At 61.6% G+C, this 20,009-nt stretch carries 18 protein-coding genes; 4 read left to right on the forward strand and 14 right to left on the reverse strand.

Annotated features, from left to right (window positions below):
* Positions 1-3 precede the first annotated feature (3 nt).
* Genes D3P04_RS19260 through pobA form a run of 8 tightly spaced genes read right to left on the reverse strand, consistent with a single transcriptional unit; the run spans position 4 to position 6,866 of the window.
* Positions 4-1,029, reverse strand: a complete 1,026-nt coding sequence (locus D3P04_RS19260; RefSeq protein ID WP_119751578.1) for a TRAP transporter substrate-binding protein — start codon at positions 1,027-1,029, stop codon at positions 4-6.
* 21 nt (positions 1,030-1,050) lie between these two features.
* Entirely contained in the window at positions 1,051-2,331 is a 1,281-nt protein-coding gene (locus tag D3P04_RS19265) for a lyase family protein (RefSeq protein ID WP_119751505.1), read from the reverse strand.
* The gene (locus D3P04_RS19270; RefSeq protein ID WP_119751506.1) at positions 2,328-3,161 is read right to left on the reverse strand and encodes a BKACE family enzyme; all 834 of its coding nucleotides are present in this window, start codon (positions 3,159-3,161) and stop codon (positions 2,328-2,330) included. The genes D3P04_RS19265 and D3P04_RS19270 overlap by 4 nt, the downstream gene beginning before the upstream one ends.
* Before the next feature lie 9 nt (positions 3,162-3,170).
* On the reverse strand, positions 3,171-3,791 hold the full coding sequence (pcaG, locus tag D3P04_RS19275; protein ID WP_119751507.1) for a protocatechuate 3,4-dioxygenase subunit alpha: 621 nt from the start codon (positions 3,789-3,791) through the stop codon (positions 3,171-3,173).
* Position 3,792: 1 nt separating this feature from the next.
* On the reverse strand, positions 3,793-4,515 hold the full coding sequence (pcaH, locus tag D3P04_RS19280; protein ID WP_119751508.1) for a protocatechuate 3,4-dioxygenase subunit beta: 723 nt from the start codon (positions 4,513-4,515) through the stop codon (positions 3,793-3,795).
* The gene (gene pcaC / locus D3P04_RS19285) at positions 4,512-4,916 is read right to left on the reverse strand and encodes a 4-carboxymuconolactone decarboxylase (RefSeq protein WP_119751509.1); all 405 of its coding nucleotides are present in this window, start codon (positions 4,914-4,916) and stop codon (positions 4,512-4,514) included. Before pcaC ends, pcaH begins: the two co-directional genes overlap by 4 nt.
* A complete protein-coding gene (gene pcaD, locus D3P04_RS19290; RefSeq protein WP_119751510.1) occupies positions 4,909-5,697 on the reverse strand; it encodes a 3-oxoadipate enol-lactonase in 789 nt (262 codons plus the stop codon). Before pcaD ends, pcaC begins: the two co-directional genes overlap by 8 nt.
* Complete coding sequence (gene pobA, locus D3P04_RS19295) at positions 5,697-6,866, reverse strand: 4-hydroxybenzoate 3-monooxygenase (RefSeq protein WP_119751511.1); 1,170 nt, start codon at positions 6,864-6,866, stop codon at positions 5,697-5,699. The genes pcaD and pobA overlap by 1 nt, the downstream gene beginning before the upstream one ends.
* 85 nt (positions 6,867-6,951) lie before the next feature.
* Here pobA and pcaQ point away from each other — a divergent pair, with 85 nt between their 5' ends.
* Positions 6,952-7,899, forward strand: coding sequence for a pca operon transcription factor PcaQ (gene pcaQ, locus D3P04_RS19300; RefSeq protein WP_119751512.1), 948 nt, complete (start codon positions 6,952-6,954; stop codon positions 7,897-7,899).
* Between the two features lie 122 nt (positions 7,900-8,021).
* Positions 8,022-9,248, forward strand: a complete 1,227-nt coding sequence (locus D3P04_RS19305; RefSeq protein ID WP_119751513.1) for an alpha-hydroxy acid oxidase — start codon at positions 8,022-8,024, stop codon at positions 9,246-9,248.
* 138 nt (positions 9,249-9,386) lie between these two features.
* Here the strand turns inward: D3P04_RS19305 and D3P04_RS19310 are convergent, their stop codons facing one another.
* Positions 9,387-10,607 carry a multidrug effflux MFS transporter gene (locus D3P04_RS19310; RefSeq protein WP_232845090.1) on the reverse strand — a complete coding sequence of 407 codons (1,221 nt, stop codon included), beginning with the start codon at positions 10,605-10,607 and terminating at the stop codon, positions 9,387-9,389.
* A 156-nt stretch (positions 10,608-10,763) separates the two neighbouring features.
* Positions 10,764-12,203, reverse strand: a complete 1,440-nt coding sequence (gene pdxR / locus D3P04_RS19320; protein ID WP_182912935.1) for a MocR-like pyridoxine biosynthesis transcription factor PdxR — start codon at positions 12,201-12,203, stop codon at positions 10,764-10,766.
* Positions 12,204-12,279: 76 nt separating this feature from the next.
* On the opposite strand from pdxR, the gene D3P04_RS19325 reads away from it, so the two are divergent.
* Positions 12,280-12,915, forward strand: a complete 636-nt coding sequence (locus tag D3P04_RS19325) for a pyridoxamine 5'-phosphate oxidase family protein (RefSeq protein ID WP_119751516.1) — start codon at positions 12,280-12,282, stop codon at positions 12,913-12,915.
* A gap of 108 nt (positions 12,916-13,023) precedes the next feature.
* On the opposite strand, the gene D3P04_RS19330 is transcribed toward D3P04_RS19325, so the two are convergent.
* Complete coding sequence (locus D3P04_RS19330; RefSeq protein ID WP_119751517.1) at positions 13,024-14,028, reverse strand: DctP family TRAP transporter solute-binding subunit; 1,005 nt, start codon at positions 14,026-14,028, stop codon at positions 13,024-13,026.
* Between the two features lie 195 nt (positions 14,029-14,223).
* Here D3P04_RS19330 and D3P04_RS19335 point away from each other — a divergent pair, with 195 nt between their 5' ends.
* Complete coding sequence (locus D3P04_RS19335) at positions 14,224-17,049, forward strand: valine--tRNA ligase (RefSeq protein ID WP_119751580.1); 2,826 nt, start codon at positions 14,224-14,226, stop codon at positions 17,047-17,049.
* A gap of 101 nt (positions 17,050-17,150) precedes the next feature.
* Here D3P04_RS19335 and D3P04_RS19340 read toward each other — a convergent pair whose 3' ends face one another.
* The 3 genes from D3P04_RS19340 to D3P04_RS19350 are packed head-to-tail and all read right to left on the reverse strand — an operon-like array spanning position 17,151 to position 19,912.
* A complete protein-coding gene (locus D3P04_RS19340; RefSeq protein WP_119751518.1) occupies positions 17,151-18,257 on the reverse strand; it encodes a pyridoxal phosphate-dependent aminotransferase in 1,107 nt (368 codons plus the stop codon).
* Positions 18,257-18,493: an Lrp/AsnC ligand binding domain-containing protein gene (locus D3P04_RS19345; protein ID WP_119751519.1), complete on the reverse strand. Its 237-nt coding sequence runs from the start codon at positions 18,491-18,493 to the stop codon at positions 18,257-18,259. The genes D3P04_RS19340 and D3P04_RS19345 overlap by 1 nt, the downstream gene beginning before the upstream one ends.
* Positions 18,494-18,541: 48 nt before the next feature.
* Positions 18,542-19,912: an MATE family efflux transporter gene (locus D3P04_RS19350; RefSeq protein ID WP_119751520.1), complete on the reverse strand. Its 1,371-nt coding sequence runs from the start codon at positions 19,910-19,912 to the stop codon at positions 18,542-18,544.
* Positions 19,913-20,009 lie beyond the last annotated feature (97 nt).

Here is a 20,009-nt window from a genome sequence, read left to right on the forward strand (position 1 = left end):
CGCTTAGTCTGCCTGCGCGGCGTCCAGCATCGCCTGGGCGTCATCCAGGATCGCCTGACCGTCCAGCCCGGCATCGGTAGTCGATTTGACCCATGCTTCAATGACCGGCTGCGTCGCCTCGCGCCATTTCGCAACCTCTTCCTCGGGCAGGACGGTGATATTGCCGCCCGCATCCAGCGCTTTCTTCCGCTCTTCGTCCTCGGCGGCGTCGAATGCCGCGCCTGCGAGTTCGGCCAGCGCCGCGCCGGTTGTCTCGTCGATGACCGCCTTCAGATCGTCCGGCAGCCCGTCATATTTGCCCCTGTTCATCACAAGCGCCATGACCGAGGTGGACAGCCCGCCATTCTCGACCCCGATCTCGGTATGCTCCTTGGCGACGCTTTCGATCCTCAGACTGCCGAAGACCTCCCATGGGATCACCGCTCCGTCGATGACACCGGTGGTCAGGGCCTGAGGCACCTCGGGCACCGGCATGCCGACCGCGGTCGCGCCAAGCGCGTTCAGCCCCTCGGTCATGGTGCGCGAGGGGGCACGCAGTTTCAGCCCTGACAGGTCCTCAAGCGAGGCGACCGGCTTGCCGTTGGTGTGAATCTTGTAAGCGGCGGGCGCATGAATCAGCAGCGGATGCACATCCTTCAGCTCATCGCCCATATATTTCGCCTGAAACTCCTGAAGCGCGGCGGTTGTCTGGGTTGCGGTGCCTGACATGAAGGGCAGTTCGAACACTTCGGAAACCGGGAACCGGCCCGGCGTATAGCCAAGCAGGGTCCATGAGATATCAACGATTCCGTCGCGCGCCTGATCGTAAAGCTGCGGTGGCTTGCCGCCAAGCTGCATCGAGGGGTAAAGCTGCACGTCGATGCGGCCCTCGGATTTCTCCTCGACCTGTTTTTCCCACGGCACCAGCACATCCTTGTGCATCGGCGCATCGGCAGACAGGAAATGATGCACGCGCAGCGTCACCTCCTGCGCGTCGGCCATACCGAATGCCGCGACACATATCGCGGCGGATAACAGCAGTTTCTTCATGTTCAGTCCTCCCATGACTGATCAGGAACGGGCCTGTCCGGCCGCGTCGCCCTTGTTGTTTTCGATTGCGAGAATCTCTGCCCAGTCATGACCGGGAACGATGCGCGACAGGGCCTCGGGCAAGGTTTCCCCGCCATTCGTGGCCATCTCCGCCAATGCCTGCCGCACCAGCTCAAGCGCCTTGTGACGCGGCATGAAACGCAGAAGATGGAACCCGGCGGCTTCCGCAAGCATCGCGCCACGGTCGGCATCGAAGGTTCCTTGTATCGCTTTCGGGTCGGCCGATAGCGATTCCACCAGATCTATCGCCAGATGCAGGGCTGCCCCGCTTTGCACAACCATCCCCGGCAAGACCCGCCATTCGATCGCCAGCGCGGAACCGTCACGTTCCTGCGCATGGACCATCGCCTGATGGATCGTGCCGACAGCGCCCGCATTCAGCCTTGCAATCGTGACAAGGGTTTCGGCCGCGATCGGATTGGATTTCTGCGGCATGGTCGAGGACGCGCCACCTGTTCCGGCACTGACCTCGGCAATCTCGGATTGGCCCAGCAGGATCAGATCCGCACCGATCTTGCCCAAGGACCCGCACAGCATCGCCAGCCAGCCGGCGAGTTCGGCGATATTGTCGCGGGCGGAATGCCAAGGCACGTCATCGGCGCCCAGATTCAACTCTTCGGCCAATGCCTGACGCACCCTTGCCATATCCGGCCCAAGCGCCGCGCCGGTTCCCGCCGCACCATGAAACGAGACTGTGAACAACCTGACACGCAGTTCCGCCAGCCGCTTCAGATGCCGCCGCAATGGCGCGCGCCAGACGGCGATCTTCGCGCCAAGCGTGGTCGGCGCGGCAAGCTGAAAACGTGTCCGCGCAGGGATTGCGAGATCCGCGAACCGTTCCGCCTTCGCCGCAAGCCGCTTTTCAAGTTTGACAAGCCGTTCCTCGATGATCCGCAACGCCTCGACCAGACAGATGACCAGCGCCGTATCCTCGATATCCTGCGAGGTGGCGCCGAAATGCACCCAATCGGCATTCTCGCCGCATTGCTTTTTCAGGGCAGCCGCCACGGCCTGAGCCGCAATACCTGCGCGCATCGTCGGCCCAAGCAGATCGGCGGGATCGATCTGCCGTTTCTCGATCCGTTCCACGATCTCCGCCGCGGCCTTGGCTGGGATGATCCCCAGCCTGCCCTGACAACGTGCCAATGCGGATTCGACAAGGCAGATGGCATTGATCTGACAGGGCGCGGTCATCAACCGCTCCAGATCCTCATCCCCGAAAAGACCGTCGGTCAGCATCATGGCGCATGCAATTCCAATATCTGCCGCGCTTGCCGGAAATCGGCAACCGGGCGATCATATTTCCCACATAATTCAACCGCCCGCCGCACAAGCGCGGCATTCGACGGAGCCAGTTCATCCCTGTTCAGCCGGACATTGTCCTCCAGCCCGGTGCGGGCGTGACCGCCCGCAGAAATCGCCCATTCATTCACGACGATCTGGTTCGCGCCGATCCCGGCGGCGCACCAGGGCACATCCTCGCCGAACAGGCGCTTGACCGTGCGGATGTAGAAATCGAACACCTCGCGATCGACCGGCATCGCGTTCTTCACGCCCATCACGAATTGCACATAGGGCCGGTTCTTGATCCGGCCGTCCTGATGCATCTTCGCCGCCTGAAAGATATGCGACAGATCGAAAGCCTCGATCTCGGGCTTGACCCCATGCGCGACCATCTCGGACGCCAGCCAGTCCACCAGATCGGGCGGATTCTCATAGACCCGCGTAGGGAAATTGTTCGAGCCCACCGACAGCGAGGCCATATCGGGACGCAGGGACAGCATCCCGCCCCGCGCCTGCCCGGCACCGGAACGCCCGCCGGTCGAGAATTGCAGGATCATGCCGGGGCAATGTTTCTCCAGCCCCTCCTTCAAGGCGGCGAAACGTGCGGGGTCGCTGGTCGGTTTGCCCTTATCGTCGCGGACATGGCAATGGGCGATAGTCGCGCCGGCTTCAAAGGCTTCCTGCGTGGATTCGATCTGCTCGCTGATCGAGACAGGCACGGCGGGATTGTTTTCCTTGGTCGGCAGGGAACCGGTAATCGCCACGCAGATGATGCAGGGATTCGTCATGATCGGGCCTCAGATATCGAAGAACACGGTTTCATCATCGCCCTGCAACCGGATATCGAAACGATAGACCGGAATGCCCTCGCGCATGGCGCGGGCAGCGATCAGGGTCGCGCGGCGATGTTCCCATTCGATCAGGTTCAGGACCGGATCGGTTGCATTGGCGGATTCCTCATCAGTGAAATACATCCGTGTATTCAGCCCGATATTGATCCCACGCGAGACGATCCAGAAGTTCAGATGCGGGGCCATCTGCCTGCCGCCCCGCCCCATGACCGGGCCTGGCTTTACGGTGTCGAACCCCCATTCACCGGTTTCGAAATCGCTGATGACACGGCCCCAGCCGCGAAAACCGTCTTCCACCGGACCGCCATCTTCGGGATGGGCGTAATGTCCATCGGCATTCGCCTGCCAGACCTCGAGCAGCACATCCCTGACCGGCGATCCCATCCCGTCGAAAACGCAACCTTCTACACGGATATGCTCGCCCGCCGCGTTCGGGCCAGCGATATCCTTGCCCAGTTCCTGCTGGTAAATCTCGAATCCGGCATCCTTCGGGGCAAGGCCGATATGAACATATGGCCCCGCCGTCTGAGATGCGGTTTCGCGCAGATAATCCAGTTTCTGCGGCATGTCAGTTCCCCTCCAGCCGGTTCTCGAACAGGGTCGAGCGCCTGCCCCGCAGCACGATGTCGAACTTATAGGCAATCGCATCCAGCGGAATCGTCGCGTTCAGGTCAAGCCTTGCGATCAGCTGCTCGATGGCCTCCGGGTCCGGGATGGTTTTGACGATGGGGCAATGCGGGATCAGCGGATCGCCTTCGAAGTAAAGCTGCGTGATCAGCCGTTGGGCGAAAGCCGCACCGAAGACCGAAACATGGATATGCGCGGGACGCCAGCTATTGACCCAGTTGCGCCACGGATAGGCGCCGGGCTTGATGGTCCGGAAAAAGTAATAGCCGTTCTCATCCGTCAGGGTTCGCCCGCAGCCGCCGAAATTCGGATCGAGCGCGCCCAGGTAAGTGTCCTTCCTGTGCCGATAACGCCCCGAGGCATTGGCCTGCCAGATCTCGACCAGCGTCTTCGGCACCGGACGCGCGTTCTCATCCAGAACCCGGCCATGCAGGATGATCCTTTCACCCACCGGATCGCCGCCATGCGGGAAATTGCGGACCAGATCGTTATCCAGCGGATCGATGTCACGATGCCCGAATACCGGCCCGGTAATCTCGCTGGCCGAATTTTGCAGCGAAATCAGCGGCAGGCGCGGGCTGCGCGAGACCGAGGTCTTGTAATCCGGCGCATAGGCGGGCGGGTGCAGGGTCCGGTCCCGCTGATAATATTCGGCTGGCTTCATTGGCTGACCCCCTCGTTACGGTCCGATTTGGCGTCCATCTCGGCATAGGTCTGTTTCGCCAGTTTCAACGCATGGTTCGCACGCGGAACACCAGCGTAAATAGCGACATGCTGAAACGCCTCCTGTATATCCTGACGCGACGCGCCGGTGCGGGCGGTAGCGCGGATATGCATCGGGATTTCCTCGAAATTGCCCGTCGCCGCCAGCAATGCAAGGGTCAGCATCGAGCGGTCGCGGCGGCTGATCCCGTCACCGGCCCAGACGGTGCCCCAGGCGGAACTGGTAATCAAATCCTGAAACGGCGCGTCGATATCCGATTTTGCCGCCTCGGCACGGTCGACATGCTCATCCCCAAGGACCTCGCGGCGAACCCGCATGCCGATGTCGAAACGATCAGACATGCCCGACCTCCCGCAGGAACCCGGTCAGGATTCCGGCATAGGCTTCGGGCGCCTCGACACAGGGCAGATGGCCGACGCCCTGCATTACCTCGACCCGTGAACCCTCGATCAGTTCCGCGGTGTCCTGCATCACCGAAACCGGGGTCGCGCCGTCAAGCTCTGCCGCGATCAGGCGAAGAGGCAGTTTCAAACCCGGCGCAGCTTCCCGCAAATCCGCCGCCGCGATGGCCTCGCAGCAGGCGATATATCCGTCCACCGGCTGCCGTTCCAGCATCCTTTGCCAGGGATCCGCCGCACCCGAGGCCCGGAACGCGGGCGAGAACCACCGCTCCATCGTGGCCGGGCCGATAGACGCAAGCCCATGCCTTCGGATCGTCACGACGCGCCCATGCCATATCCCGGCATCGCCGATCTTCGCCGCGCTGTTGGAAATCACCAGACCACGCAGCAATTCCCCGTGCCGCACCGCAAGCGATTGCCCGATCAGCCCGCCGATGGACAGGCCGACAAAGACGACATCCCGCAGCCCCAGATGCCGGATCAGCCCTGCCGCATCATCGGCAAGCTGCTCGATCGTATAGGGTCCGGGGGTTTCCTCGGACAGACCATGGCCGCGCTTGTCATAGCGGATCAGGCGCAAACCCTCGGGAAGATGCGGCAAAAGCGCGTCCCATAGCCGCAAATCCGTTCCCAGAGAATTGGCGAACATCACCGCCGGACCGCCCTTTGGCCCCTGATCCGCGTAATGGAGATTCGCGCCGTTAACTGTCGCTGTATGCATCAATATGGTAATCCCACGTAATTTTCTGCAAATGCCCGCTGTTGCGCCTGATTGTCACGCAAAAAAGCCAGATCGGCCTGCTGCATCTTCAGGTCGAACGGACTCTGGTCGGGATAGCGGTGCAGCAACCCGCTGAACCACCAACTGAAGCGTTCGGCCTTCCAGACCCGCGCAAGCGCCCGCTCGGAATAGCGGTCAATGCCTTCACTATCGGCCTCTTCGTAATATTGGCGCAAGCCATTATACAGGTAATGCACATCGCTTGCCGCCGTATTCAGCCCCTTTGCCCCGGTCGGCGGCACGATATGGGCCGCATCACCGCACAGGAACAACCGTCCCCAGCGCATCGGCTCGGTCACGAATGACCGCAGGGGCGCGATGGATTTCTCGATCGTGGGGCCGGTCACCAGCCGCTCGGCCACCTCGCGGGGCAGGCGGCGCTTCAGTTCTTGCCAGAAGGCGGCATCGGTCCAGTCTTCAGGATGATCCGACAGGGCGCATTGAACGTAATAGCGTGACAGATTCCGGTTGCGCATCGAACATAGCGCAAAACCGCGTTCCGAATTGGCATAGATCAATTCGTCATCCACCGGCGGCGTATGCGACAACACGCCAAGCCAGCCGAACGGATAGGTCTTTTCATATTCGCGCCGGATCGTCAGCGGAATGGATTGGCGGCTGACCCCGTGCGATCCGTCGCAACCGGCGATGAAATCGCAATCTATCCGCTTTTGCTGGCCGTTCTGCTCAAATGTGACATAGGGCCGGTCACTTTCGGCGTCATGGATGAGAACATGATCGACCTCGAATTCCGTCCGTGCGCCCACAGCTTCGCGGGCATCGTAAAGATCGCGCGTGACCTCGGTCTGGCCATAAACGATGACCGGAGTTCCGGTAAGCGCCCTGAAATCGATATGGAACATCTCGCCACCCGCAGCGATCCGGGTGCCGTCATGCACGAAACCATCGCGATGCAGACGTTCGGCCACGCCCGCCTCTTCCATCAGCCCGACCAGCCCGGTTTCCAGAACCCCGGCCCGAATCCGGCCCAGCACATATTCACGGGTCTTGCGCTCCAACACGACGGCCTCGATGCCCCGGCGATGCAGCAACTGCCCCAGCAGCAGACCCGAAGGCCCGCCTCCGATAATGACGACCTGTGTGCGCATGGTTCCTCCACATCCGGAAATTCACATATTGAAAATGCAAAGTAAAATGAGTTCTATAAGTTTTTGATTATCAAAAATGGCAATTATGGATCGTCGCATCAAAATCCGCCACCTGCAGGCCCTGACCGAGATCGTGCGTCAGGGCAGCATGAAACGCGCCGCACAGCGCCTGCTGCTGACCCAGCCGGCGATTTCGCGCACGCTGTCGGAACTGGAAGACATCGTCGGGGTTCGGCTTCTGACCCGCAGCCGGGCGGGAATATCGCTGACAGCCAAGGGCGAATATCTTCACGAACTGGCCCTGAACAGTCTTTCGACATTGGAGCAGGGACTTGCCGGAATCAAGGAGGCCGGGCGCGAAGGCACGGCAACATTGCAGATCGGCGCCCTGCCCTCGGTCGCGGCAAGGCTGATGCCCGAAACGGTCGCGCAGCTTTCCGAGACCGCGCCCGAACTGCGCCTGACCATCGCCGACGGCTCGCATGAGCATCTGACAAGATTGCTGTGGGCAGGAGATCTGGATGTCGTCATCGGGCGGCTGGGCGCGCCCGAGACGATGCAGGGTCTCAGCTTCACGCAATTATATCTGGAAGAGGTCGCCATCGTGACCCGGCCCCATCATCCAATCCAGAGCGATCCCGATCCGCACAGACTTACGGATTGGCCGGTAATCTTCCCGCCGCCCTGGGCCGCAATCCGGCCATTCGTCGAACGATATCTGATCGCGGCAGGCATTCCGATTCCGTCGCAGCGTATCGAAACCGTCTCGGGCGCATTCGGCCGCTCTTACGTGCAGGACAGCGACGCGATCTGGTTCATCTCGGCAGGCGTGGTCGCACGCGAGATCGCACAGGGCCGATTGGCGCGGCTTCCCGTCGCAACCGAACTGACCGCCGGGCCGGTTGGCGTCATGACGCGGGCGAACCATGTCGAAAGCGCCGGATCGGCGTTATTCCGTCAGGCCGTTCATCGCGCCATCGGCAAGCTGGGATTGACCGGCAGGGCGGAGGGCCGCCATGCCGAACCGATCTGAGACATCGCATCCTTGCCGGCGGATCGTTACAACCGGTTGTCATCCCTGCCGCTTTCGTATTGCTTGGCGGCAGACGCGGCGCGTGGCGCCCGCAAACGGTTTCGAATGAAAGCGGAATTGAAATGACGAACTCTGTCGCCATCGTGAAACGCAAGAAATCCACGGTTACCCCACGCCTGCGCAAGATATTTTCGCTGGACGATTTCGAGACGCGCGCGAAGCGGCTTCTTCCCCGTGCGATCTTCGGCTATGTCAGCGGCGGCACCGAAACCGATTCCAGCCTGCGCGCCAACCGCGAGGCCTATCATTCCATCGGGTTCCGGCCCCGTATCCTGCGGGACGTTTCAGGCCGCAGCCTGCAAACCGGATTTCTGGGAAACTCCTATTCCGTTCCTTTCGGCATCGCCCCGATGGGCTTCAGTGCGGTTGCCGCATTCGATGGCGATGTCGTCCTGGCCAGGGGCGCCGCCGCCGCAGGAAGTTTTGCGATCTGTTCGGCGGCCTCTCTGACACCGCTTGAACGCGTCGCCAAAGATGCGGGCAGCACGTGGTTTCAGGCCTATATCCCGGGCGACAGGGAGAGGATCGCGGGCCTGCTGCAACGTGTCGAGGCCGCGGGCTTTCGGCATCTTGTCGTGACCGGTGACGTGCCCGTCGCAAGCAACCGCGAGAATAACGCCAGAAACGGCTTCGACGCGCCATTCCGGATCACCCCGCAACTGATCTGGCAGGGCGTGACGCATCCTCGCTGGTCCATCGGCACGCTGGGCCGGGAAATCGCCTCGCGCGGCATGCCGCATTTCGAGAATATGGAATCCGTTCAGGGACCACCGCTGTTTTCACGGGACCTCGTCCGCTCGACCATCGCCCGCGACAAGCTGAGCTGGGACGATATCGCCTTCATCCGCGACCGGTGGAAGGGAAAATTGCTGGTCAAAGGAATCATCCATCCCGATGACGCGAAACTGGCCGCCCGGCACGGCTGCGACGCGATCATTCTTTCGAACCACGGCGGAAGACAGTTGGATGGCACCATCTCGCCGCTGTGCTTCCTGCCCGAATTCCGCAAGGCGGTCCCGGATATGAGCATCATATTCGACGGTGGCATCCGGCGCGGCACCGATGCGCTCAAGGCGCTTGTTCTGGGCGCGGATTTCGTTCTTGTCGGGCGGCCGTTCCTTTATGCCGCAGCCACTTACGGGCTGGCCGGGGTCGGTCACGCCATGACCCTTCTGTCCGAAGAGATCGACCGCGACATGGCCCTGCTGGGTGTCAGGTCGATCCGGGAATTGCGGGAACTGGGTCCGGATTGCCTGCATCCCGCGCCAGCCACCTGCATAGGTGCCTGATCCGATCCTGAGCCTGCCCGGACTCACTTCCTCCCCCTTCTTCTTTGTCCAAATACCTCGGGGGTCCGGGGGCAGCGCCCCCGGCCATCGCGGGACGCAAGTAACCGGCGTTTCCGGTACAGCGCGATCCGTTCCAGGTTAATCGGTCAGGTACCGCATCATGAACCATGCCAGCCCCGAGCAGATCAGCGTCGCGCAGATCACCGGCACTGCGGTGCCATTGTAAAGCAGTCCGACCGGCGCCGCGATCAACGTCGCCAATACCGTCGAGATCGCCGCCACCAGCGAGGCGGCAGTGCCGGCGATATGACCCATGGTTTGCAGGGCGAGTGCGTTGAGATTGCCGAATGTCACGCCCGCCATGAAGAACACGCTGACAGCCCAGATGAAAAAGGCCGGAAATTCAAGCCATTCGGGAAGAACGCCGGTCAGGACCAGCAGCAGCATGATGGAAGAGACGCATGTCTGCATGATATAGGCCCATCTGGCGATCCGGCGCATGCCAAAGCGCAGCACGAAGATCGCGTTCAGCACCGTGCCCGATCCGGAAAGCAGCGCCATGCCCGCAAACCAATAGGGGAAATTCGCGCCCTTGCCATATGCTTCTCCGAAAAGCTGCTGAGCCGAGCTGAGAAGCGCGAACATCTGACCGAAGCCCAGTGTCAGGATCAGGGTGCACATCATCACATGACGATTGGACAGAACTTCGCGGGCGGCCTCTTTCAGCGGAGTGATCTGCAGCGGGCGACGGCGCGCGGGCGCCAGGGTTTCCGCCTGACGCAGGTTCAGCCATGTCGCGCCGATCAGGGCGAATGCGAGGAAACCGATAAAGACCCCATGCCAGCCGGCAAGCCGGATCATGCCCGCCCCGATCGCGGGCGCAAGCGCCGGCACAATGATGAAGACCATCATCACGATGCTGGTAATCCGGGCCATGGCGCGGCCTTCATACAGATCCCGGACCAGCGCCAGCCCCACGATCCGCGGGCCCGCCGCCCCCAACCCCTGGATGAAGCGCGCGACCAGAAGGAACTCGATGGAATTCGCGAAAAGGGCGGCGAAAGCCGCGCATGAATAGATGATGAAACCGATCGTGATCGCCCGCTTGCGACCTATGGCATCGGAAATCGGCCCGGCGAACAGCGTGCCGATCCCCATACCCGCGACGAAGACCGTCAGGATAAGCTGTGCCCGGTTGACGTTATCCGGGGTAAGCGCCGTCGCGATCTCGGGAAGGGCGGGCAGCATCGCGTCGATGGAAAATGCGATTGTCGCGAAAAGAAAGGCCAGCATCGCGATGAATTCGGGCATCGGCAGCCGCCGGACCGGCGAATGCTGGAAATTGGCAGATTGGTGCATTGGAAATACCCTTGACTTGGAACTGGGCCATAACGTCAAATTGCACACTGTGCAAGGTGTGGAGGACTGCCCCTGCACGCTGATCTCCAATCCTGCCCTGATTCATTCCGAATGTGACATGAAACATTGACAATCCGGCAATATCCCCGCGGGACATCAAGAACCGCAGGCCCGCCGCACAGCGCCCGTCTCCCGGTTCAGAATCTCGCGGAATCTGGCGATTCGGTCGGGCGTGGCGTTGGCAAAACCCACGATGAATCCGGTTTGCCCCGTGGATGAACAGGGCGAAAGTGGTGCGGGATGGAAGCCCCCTGCGGCCAGAGCGGCAAGGATCGCCGCCTCGTCCCGCTTTTCGTGAAATTGCAGGGCAAGCTGCACACCGCCATCGGGTGGACGGATCGTCAGCCCCGGGATCGTGCAAAGCGCCTCGGCCAATGCATGCCCGCGTTCTTCATAGGCCCTGGAAATGCGACGCAAATGCGCACGATACCTGCCCGTTCTCATCAAATCCGCCAATGCCGCCTGCGCATGGATATTGGCCAATATGCCCAGATTGCGCTGCGCCACGCGCGCCGGCTCGACCAGCCAGTCGGGCAGGAGCAGCCAGCCGATCCGCAAGGCAGGCATCAGCACTTTCGCAGCCGAGCCGAGATAGGCGACCTCCCCCGAGCCATAACCCGCCAGGGCTGCGATCTCACGGCCGCGCCAATGAAACTCGCTGTCGTAATCATCCTCGATGATCAAAGCGCCGTGTCGCCGGGCCTGCTCGAGCAGAGTCATCCGGCGCTGCAGGGACATCCTGATTCCAAGGGGATACTGGTTGGAAGGTGTGACATAAACGATCCGCGCAGCGTCCGGGATCAGTTCGGCGCATATGCCTTCATCATCAACCGGCACCGAAGCAATCGTCAGTCCGGCACCTGAAAATGCAGCCCTCGCGCCCAGATAACCCGGATCCTCCATCGCCGCGATATCGCCCGGGTCGGTCATCACCTGCGCAAGCATCGCAAGCGAGGCCTGCGTGCCGCATGTGACCAGTATCCGTTCGGGATCGGCGCGCAAGCCGCGATCCGCGGTCAGCCGCTCGGCCAGAACCTGACGCAGTTCGGGCAAACCGTAATGCATGTCATATCCCGACATCCCGCCCTGCAGCCTCCGGGAGACGCGTCGTAACGCCGTCGCCCATTCCGAGCGGGGAAACAGGACTTCGTCCGGTATCCCCGGCGACATGACTCCTTTCTTCGGGATGCCACCGGAACTGCGCGGATCCGTGGACAGCCTGCCGCCCCGATCGGACAAGGGCAGTCTGGTGGTCATTTTCGGCTGGCGGGGATTGGCGGGCGCGACGACCGCCGGGGCAGCGCCGGGCCGCACCGTCAGAACCCCTTCGGCCCGCAACAGATCATAGGCGGTGTTGATGGTGGTGCGCGAGACCTGCAGCACCTCTGCCGCCGCCCGGCTGGAGGGCAGCTTCGCACCATGCGTCAGCCTGCCCTCGCGGATTGCCGCCAGCAGATCCCGGCGGATTTGCAATGGCAACGGCTCGGCTTCGCCGGAATCGGGGCGGGTCAGGGTCGTCAGCAAAACTGGTTTCATAAATTTCATTAAAACTGGATATTTCGTAAATCCAGTTAATCCTGCATATGCATGGCAAGTCAAGAAAGGAAAGACCATGCAGCCCAGTTACGCCAAAGCCAGGCAGGCAAAACGCGCAAGCTATGACGAAGAGGTCATACATGCCATTCTGGATAAAGCTCTTGTCGGTCATGTCGGTTTCATTGCCGGCGGGCGTCCGATGGTCATACCAATGGCATATGCGCGGATCGGCAATATCCTGTATCTGCACGGCGCATCGAAAACCCGGATCGCCCGGCTGGAATCCGTTCCTGTTTGTCTTGAAGTGACCGAATTGACCGGGATCGTGGCCGCCCGTTCGGGATTTCACCATTCGGTCAATTACCGCAGCGCGATCATTCACGGCACCGCACGGCATGTAGCGGATGATGAAATGGACAAGGCGCTTGACGCCGTTCTGGACCATCTGCTGCCGGGGCGCAGCCTTGAGGTTCGCCCCATGTCGAAACAGGAGCGCAAGGCAACCGGTGTCATCGCGCTTGATATCGAATATGCCAGCGCAAAGATCCGCACCGGTCCCCCGGTCGATGACGAGGAAGATCACCAGTTGCCGATCTGGGCTGGGGTGGTCCCTGTCACGACCTCGCTGGGAACCGGGATCCGCGACGGCTACACGCCCGATGAACTGACCGAATCGGGGTCGATTGCGGCGGCGCGCAGGAAATTCGCGTGAACCGCCCGTCGGAAGGCCCGCCGACAAGAATACGCCGCCCTGCGAGTGTCATGCCGGGCGGCGCATCCATCTTCCATCCTTCCGGAGTCAGCGGATAATCACCTTTGGTCAGTGTTTTTCGTTGATGGCCTGCACGGCATCGATATTTTCCTGCCCGATATCGTCGGCAAACTGCTCCCATACGGGTTTCATCGCATCGCCCCATGCCTGACGCTGTGCGTCATCAAGCTCTCGGACCTCTACGCCGCTATCTGTCATGGCCTTGAGAGCCTGCTCTGCGATGTCATTCACGACGGCATTACGTTCGACGGTGACCTCGTTCAGGATTGTCAGCATCTGGTCCCGGATCTCGGGATCAAGGCCGCCCAGCCAGTCGACCGATGCGACCACCAGATAGTCAAGCACACCGTGATTCGTTACGGTCACGCCATCCTGAACCTCGTAGAATTTCTGGCTGTTGATATTCGCCCAGCTATTCTCCTGACCATCGACAACACCGGCCTGCAACGCACCATAGACTTCAGAAAAAGCCATGGGCTGCGCCGTGGCGCCCAGCGCCTCGATCTGCGCGACGATCACCTCCGAAGGTTGCACGCGGAATTTCAATCCCTTTGCATCCCCGGGCAGAAGCAGCGGCTTGCTGGCCGAAAACTGCTTCATCCCGCCATGCCAGTATTCCAGCCCCGACAGGCCCTGATCCTCCATCGAGGCCTTCATCTTCATCCCGGCTTCCGAATGCTGAAATTCGTCCACGGCCCCGATATTCTTGAACATGAAGGGCAGATCGTAGATCTGGAAAGCCTTGGTGAAGGCCTCGAATTTCGACAGCGAGGGCGCGGCAAGCTGAATATTGCCCTCAAGGATCGCATCAAGCACCTTGCTGTCGTCATACAGCATCGAATTCGGATAGACCTCGACGCACATCTTGCCGTCCATCTCTTCATTCACCCGCTGGGCGAACAGTTCGGCGGCAATCCCTTTGGGATCGTTGTCGGAATTGGTGACGTGGCTGAACTTGACCATTTCCTCATCGCCGTCGCAACCGGCGGGATCGGCCATCGCGACCCCGGCCGTCAGTGCCAGCCCGCAAATCGCCGTCAAAAGCTTTTTCATCGGCTCGTCCTCCTTGAAGATAGCTACCGGGCGGAGTGCCCCGGCGACTTACCCCTATCACAGAAAACAGCACCTCGTTCCCGCAGGCGCAATATGCAGGTATTTTCCGTAACTGGAACCGGGTTCGATTGCCACCTGGTCTTGGCCTTTCCGCTTTGCTTCGGTAATCGGGTGCCCAGCAAAGGGATCATAACCATGACCATGGACAAGAGTTTCAACGCAGGGGCTGCCGAAGCCCGCATCAGTGCAGAATGGGAAAGCGCCGGGGCATTCGCCGCCGGGGCCAATGCGTCCCGCACGGAAAGCTTTACGGTGATGATCCCGCCGCCCAATGTCACCGGCAGCCTGCATATCGGCCACGCCTTCAACAATACGTTACAGGACATCCTTGTCCGCTGGCACCGGATGCGCGGTTTCGACACGCTGTGGCAGCCCGGACAGGATCACGCCGGCATCGCCACGCAAATGGTGGTCGAGCGGCAGATGGCCGAACGCCAGGAACCGAACCGGCGTGCGATCGGGCGTGATGCCTTCGTCGAGAAGATCTGGGCGTGGAAACAGGAATCCGGCGGCACGATCATGAATCAGCTGAAGCGGCTTGGCGCCTCTTGCGACTGGTCGCGGAATGCTTTCACCATGTCCGGCGCTCCCGCAGCACCGGCTGGCGAAGAGGGGAATTTCCACGACGCGGTGATCCGGGTTTTTGTCGATCTTTACAACAAGGGCATCATCTATCGCGGCAAGCGGCTGGTGAACTGGGATCCGCATTTCGAAACCGCGATCAGCGATCTGGAGGTCGAGAACCGCGAGGTTCCCGGCCATATGTGGCATTTCAAATACCCGCTGGCAGGCGGCGAGACCTATGAATATGTCGAGCGGGACGAGGACGGTAACGTCACCCTGCGCGAAACCCGCGACTATATCAGTATCGCCACCACGCGCCCGGAAACCATGCTTGGCGATGGCGCGGTCGCGGTTCATCCCGACGATGCCCGCTATGCCCCAATCGTCGGCAAACTATGCGAGATCCCGGTGGGTCCAAAGGAACACCGCCGCCAGATCCCGATCATCACCGACGAATATCCCGACCCTGATTTCGGCTCGGGCGCGGTGAAGATCACCGGCGCACATGATTTCAACGATTACGGCGTCGCGACCCGGAACGGAATTCCCCTTTATTCCTTGATGGATACGGCAGGCGCGATGCGCGCGGACGGGCTGTCCTATGCCGAAAGCGCCGCCGTCGCGACCCGCGCGGCGGGTGGCGAGGATGTCGGCGATGTTTCAGCGGTCAATCTGGTCCCCGAAGAACTGCGCGGCCTCGACCGGTTCGAGGCCCGCAAACGCGTCGTCGAAGCGATCACCGCCGAAGAACTGGCGGTGACCGATGCCGAAGGCGCGCCCTTCGTCGAGAACAAGAAGATCATGCAGCCTTTCGGCGACCGCTCGAATGTCGTGATCGAGCCGATGCTGACCGATCAGTGGTTCGTGGACACCAAACGGATCGTCCAGCCCGCGATTGACGCGGTGCGCGATGGCCGCACCCAAATCCTGCCCGAGCAGCACAAGAAGGTGTATTTCCACTGGCTGGAGAATATCGAGCCCTGGACGATCAGCCGCCAGCTATGGTGGGGGCATCAGATCCCTGTGTGGTATGATGGCGACGGCAATCAATACTGCGCCTCGACCGAGGCAGAGGCACAGGCGCAGGCTCCGGGCAGAACCCTGACCCGCGACCCCGACGTGCTCGACACATGGTTCTCATCCGGTCTCTGGCCCATCGGCACGCTCGGCTGGCCCGAGGATACCGAGGAACTGCAGAAATATTTTCCGACCGACGTTCTGGTGACCGGCTTCGACATCATCTTCTTCTGGGTCGCCCGGATGATGATGATGCAACTGGAAATCGTCAAAGAGGTGCCTTTCCACACCGTCTATGTCCACGGGCTCGTGCGCGATGAAAAAGGCGCGAAAATGTCCAAATCCAAGGGCAATGTCATCGACCCGCTGACGCTGATCGATGAATATGGCGCCGATGCGCTGCGCATGACCCTGACCAGCATGGCGGCGATGGGCCGCGACCCGAAACTGGGGCCGCGCCATGTCGAGGGCTTTCGCAACTTCGTCACGAAAATCTGGAACGCCAGCCGTTTCGCCGAGATGAATCAGGTTCGCGGCGGCGGCACCCGGCGCACCCCGCGCCATACCGTCAACCGCTGGATCATCGGAGAGACGGCCCGCATCCGCATGGCCACCGATGACGCCCTGTCCACCTATCGTTTCAACGATGCGGCGAACGGGCTTTACGCCTTTGTCTGGGGCAAGGTCTGCGACTGGTATGTGGAATTCTCGAAACCGCTCTTCGACGGCGAATTCGCGGAAGAAACCCGCGAGACGATGGGATGGGTTCTGGACCAGTGCTATCTGATGCTGCACCCGATCATGCCATTCGTGACCGAGGAACTCTGGTCCCTGACCGGAAACCGCTCTGGCCTGCTCGCACTTGGCAACTGGCCGGAATACGGCGCGGAACTGATCGACGCGGATGCGGATCGCGAGATCAACTGGGTTATCTCGCTGATCGAAGAGATCCGCTCGGCCCGTGCCCAGATGGGCGTTCCCGCAGGCGCAAGACTGGATCTGATCGTGACCCAGGCGGACAGGCCGTCGCGCGACGCCCTGACCGCCAATGCCCCGCTGATCGGGCGTCTGGCCCGGGTCAATCCGCCACAGGACGGCGCTGCGGGCAAGGGCATGATCAGCGTGGCCGCACAAGGCGCAAGCTTTGCCCTGCCCATCGGCGATGTCATCGACGCCGAGGCGGAAACGTCGCGGCTTCAGAAATCGCTGACAAAGGCCGAAAAGGACGCGGACGGTTTGCGGAAACGCCTGGACAATCCGAAATTCGTCCAGAATGCCGAGCCGGAGGTGATCGAGGAAACCCGCGGCAAACTGACCGCATTGGATGACGACACCGCTCGCCTCCGGACCGCTCTCGCACAGCTTGAAGCGATGCGCTGAGCCGGACCCCCTTCCCCTTGCTTTCCCGCCGGAGCCTCCGGCGGGGATAAGATGCGATAGCGACGAAGGGGCCGGCGCCCCTTTTTACATGCGCATTCAGCTCAGCCGTGGCGGGCAAGGACGCCCGGCAGGATTTCTGCCAGGATATCCAGTTCGTCCGACGGGGCGCAGCTGATGCGGATACAGCGGTCAAGCGGCGGAACGCCCGGCATGCGGATGAAGATGCCCTCTTCCTCCAGCCAAGCGACGAGATTACGGGAAAAAGCGCCGTCGCGCCCGGTATCGACGGTCACGAAATTCGTGGCGGAAGGCAGCGGCTGCATGCCGTTATCGGATGCGATCCGCGCGATGCGGTCACGGGCGGCCGCGACCTCTTGCCGGATATGCGCCAGCCATTCGTGATCGGCAAGCGCCGCCCATGCCCCGACCTGCGCAATCCGGTTCACACCGAAATGATTGCGGATACGCTCGAAACCCGCGATCAGATCCGGGTGGCCGAATGCATAGCCGATCCTTGCCCCCGCCATGCCATAAGCCTTGGAAAAGGTGCGCATGCGAATGACGCGGGGATCGTCGGCGGCAATCCGGGGAATGGCGCTGTCCGGGGCGAATTCGATATAGGCCTCGTCCAGCAGCAGCAGGGTGCCTTCCGGCAGATCATCCAGCATCGCCTCGATGGCGGGGCCGTCATGCCAGCTTCCCATCGGGTTGTCGGGATTGGACAGATAGACCAGCCGCGCGCCGGTTTCCCGGGCTCCTGCTGTCAGTGCCTGCAAATCCTCGCGATCCTCGCGATAGGGCACCTTGTGCAGCACGCCCCCGAACCCGGCGACGTGATAGTTGAAGGTCGGATAGGCCCCGTCCGAGGTCACCACGGCATCGCCCGGCGCGATCATCAGCCGGACCAGCAATCCCAGCAAACCGTCGATCCCCTCGCCCACGACAATGTGCCGGGGCGGAACGGATAAATGGGCAGCCAGCGCCTGCAAAAGGTCATGGCTGGTCGAGTCGCCATATTGCCAGATCTCCGCCGCCGCTTCGCGCATCGCCTGCACCGCCTTCAAGCTGGGGCCGAACCCGTTCTCATTCGCGCCAAGCCGGGCGGCGAAGGGGCGGCCGCGCTGCCGTTGCAGGGTTTCGGGGCCGATAAAGGGCACCGTCGCGGGCAAACCGGTCGGGATCGGCGCGAAGGCAAGCGGTTTCGCCATCAGAACGCCCGGAAGGTCATCGTGGTCAGGGTGCGGCTTATATGCGGGATATCGAACAGCTTTTCGGACAGGTATTTCCCGACATCTTCATCTTCCGGGATATAGATCTTGGCAAGCAGATCGTATTCGCCCGAGGTCGAGTAAAGCTCGCTGACGATCTCTCGGTCATAGATGGCTTCGGCGACCTGATAGGTCTTGCCGGGTTCGCAGCGGAACTGCACGAAAACGGGACGCATGGCTGACCTCCTGCTCATATTATACGGGATGCCGATATCGGGCGCAGGTTAGACCGCAGGCACAGGCCGGGTCCAGTCCCCCTTCGCATGTCCGCGCCAAAAACGCATCAGCAGCAAGGCGGCGGCGCAGCTCAGCCCGAAGACCAGCCCCAGCCACAAGCCCGGAGCGCCGATCCCGACGATAAAGGCCAGCCCATAGGCCACCGGCATGCCCACGATCCAATAGCTGAAACCGGCGATCAGCATCGGCACGCGGGTGTCATGCACTCCGCGCAACAGCCCAAGCGCAACCACCTGCAGGGCATCCGTGAACTGGAACAGCGCGGCGAAGAACAGCAGGCTTGCACCGATAGCGATGATGGCAGGGCGCTGCGGGTCATTCGGGGCGAGATAAAGGCTGACCAGCGCTTCGGGGAACAGAAGATAGATGGCGACGGCGATCACCGCGACGCTCATCGAAAGCGCTGTCACCGTCACGCCTGCATCGCGCATCCAGCCCGCGTCCCCGCGCCCCTTGGCCTGCCCGATCCTGACGGTGGCGGCATTGGACAGTCCCAGATGCGCCATGAAGGTGATCGAGGAAATCTGCAGGGCGATCCCATGGGCGGCAAGCTGCTGTGTCCCGATCCAGCCCATCATGACATTCGAAGCCACGAACAGACCGCCTTCCGCAAGCATGGTCAGACCGATCGGCAGGCCAAGCCGCGCGACCGCGAAGAATGCCTGCCAGTCCGGACGCCAGAAGCGTTGGAACAGCTTGTATTTGCGTGCCGCGGGAAGCCATGCGCAATAGGCGACCTGTATCACCAATTGTATCGTCAGCGTGATCAGCGTGGCGATCGCCGCGCCGCGCACGCCCAGTTCGGGCGCGCCCAGATTGCCGAAGATCAGCACCCAGTTCAGCACCACATTCACCGGCAGCCCCGCCAGCGTGATCCACATGATGACATTGGGCCATTCAAGCGCTGCCAGATAGGAATTCAGCGTCAATCCGCAAAGCATCGGCAGCAACCCCCAGCCAGCGATTCGCAGATATTGCTGCGCCATGGCGGCGGTTTCGGCGTTCTGCCCCAATGCGATCAGGATCGGCTCGGAATACCACATCAGCGGCATGACCAGAATCGAGAACAGGATCGACAGCCACAGCGCCATGCGGGCAGCGCGGCGGACCTCGGGTTCATCGCCACGGGCGACCGACGTGGCGATCAGCCCCATTACCGCCGTTCCGAAGCCCATGCCCAGGAAAAACAGCGTGATACGGAACGATCCCGCGATGACCAGCGCGGCCAGTTCATCGACTCCGTACCAGCCCATCATCACCGTATCACTGACCTCGATGGCCATACGCGCCAGATGGCTGCCGATCAACGGCAGGCCAAGCCACAGCGTCGCGGTGATATGAGGACGATAACGGTGCATCCGATTGCCATATCCGGGCTGATCACACTCGGCAATCGAAATCCCGGCTATTGGCTGAAAGGCGGCGGAAAGCGGCGGGCGGCGTGGCCATAGGTGA

Origin of the sequence: Paracoccus onubensis (genome assembly GCF_003591515.1) — a bacterium.
In the GTDB taxonomy this organism is placed as follows: Bacteria; Pseudomonadota; Alphaproteobacteria; order Rhodobacterales; family Rhodobacteraceae; genus Paracoccus; species Paracoccus onubensis.

What these genes read in the sequence shown, in the direction of transcription:
- D3P04_RS19340 (WP_119751518.1), bottom strand. Translation starts at nt 18,257, where the DNA reads ATGGCGAAACCGCTTGCCTTCGCGCCGATCCCGACCGGTTTGCCCGCG.
- D3P04_RS19265 (WP_119751505.1), bottom strand. Translation starts at nt 2,331, where the DNA reads ATGATGCTGACCGACGGTCTTTTCGGGGATGAGGATCTGGAGCGGTTG.
- pobA (WP_119751511.1), bottom strand. Translation starts at nt 6,866, where the DNA reads ATGCGCACACAGGTCGTCATTATCGGAGGCGGGCCTTCGGGTCTGCTG.
- pcaH (WP_119751508.1), bottom strand. Translation starts at nt 4,515, where the DNA reads ATGAAGCCAGCCGAATATTATCAGCGGGACCGGACCCTGCACCCGCCC.
- pcaQ (WP_119751512.1), top strand. Translation starts at nt 6,952, where the DNA reads ATGGATCGTCGCATCAAAATCCGCCACCTGCAGGCCCTGACCGAGATC.
- D3P04_RS19260 (WP_119751578.1), bottom strand. Translation starts at nt 1,029, where the DNA reads ATGAAGAAACTGCTGTTATCCGCCGCGATATGTGTCGCGGCATTCGGT.
- D3P04_RS19345 (WP_119751519.1), bottom strand. Translation starts at nt 18,493, where the DNA reads ATGCGTCCCGTTTTCGTGCAGTTCCGCTGCGAACCCGGCAAGACCTAT.
- pcaG (WP_119751507.1), bottom strand. Translation starts at nt 3,791, where the DNA reads ATGCCGCAGAAACTGGATTATCTGCGCGAAACCGCATCTCAGACGGCG.
- D3P04_RS19270 (WP_119751506.1), bottom strand. Translation starts at nt 3,161, where the DNA reads ATGACGAATCCCTGCATCATCTGCGTGGCGATTACCGGTTCCCTGCCG.
- D3P04_RS19350 (WP_119751520.1), bottom strand. Translation starts at nt 19,912, where the DNA reads ATGCACCGTTATCGTCCTCATATCACCGCGACGCTGTGGCTTGGCCTG.
- pdxR (WP_182912935.1), bottom strand. Translation starts at nt 12,203, where the DNA reads ATGAAACCAGTTTTGCTGACGACCCTGACCCGCCCCGATTCCGGCGAA.
- pcaC (WP_119751509.1), bottom strand. Translation starts at nt 4,916, where the DNA reads ATGTCTGATCGTTTCGACATCGGCATGCGGGTTCGCCGCGAGGTCCTT.
- D3P04_RS19305 (WP_119751513.1), top strand. Translation starts at nt 8,022, where the DNA reads ATGACGAACTCTGTCGCCATCGTGAAACGCAAGAAATCCACGGTTACC.
- pcaD (WP_119751510.1), bottom strand. Translation starts at nt 5,697, where the DNA reads ATGCATACAGCGACAGTTAACGGCGCGAATCTCCATTACGCGGATCAG.
- D3P04_RS19335 (WP_119751580.1), top strand. Translation starts at nt 14,224, where the DNA reads ATGACCATGGACAAGAGTTTCAACGCAGGGGCTGCCGAAGCCCGCATC.
- D3P04_RS19325 (WP_119751516.1), top strand. Translation starts at nt 12,280, where the DNA reads ATGCAGCCCAGTTACGCCAAAGCCAGGCAGGCAAAACGCGCAAGCTAT.
- D3P04_RS19330 (WP_119751517.1), bottom strand. Translation starts at nt 14,028, where the DNA reads ATGAAAAAGCTTTTGACGGCGATTTGCGGGCTGGCACTGACGGCCGGG.
- D3P04_RS19310 (WP_232845090.1), bottom strand. Translation starts at nt 10,607, where the DNA reads ATGCACCAATCTGCCAATTTCCAGCATTCGCCGGTCCGGCGGCTGCCG.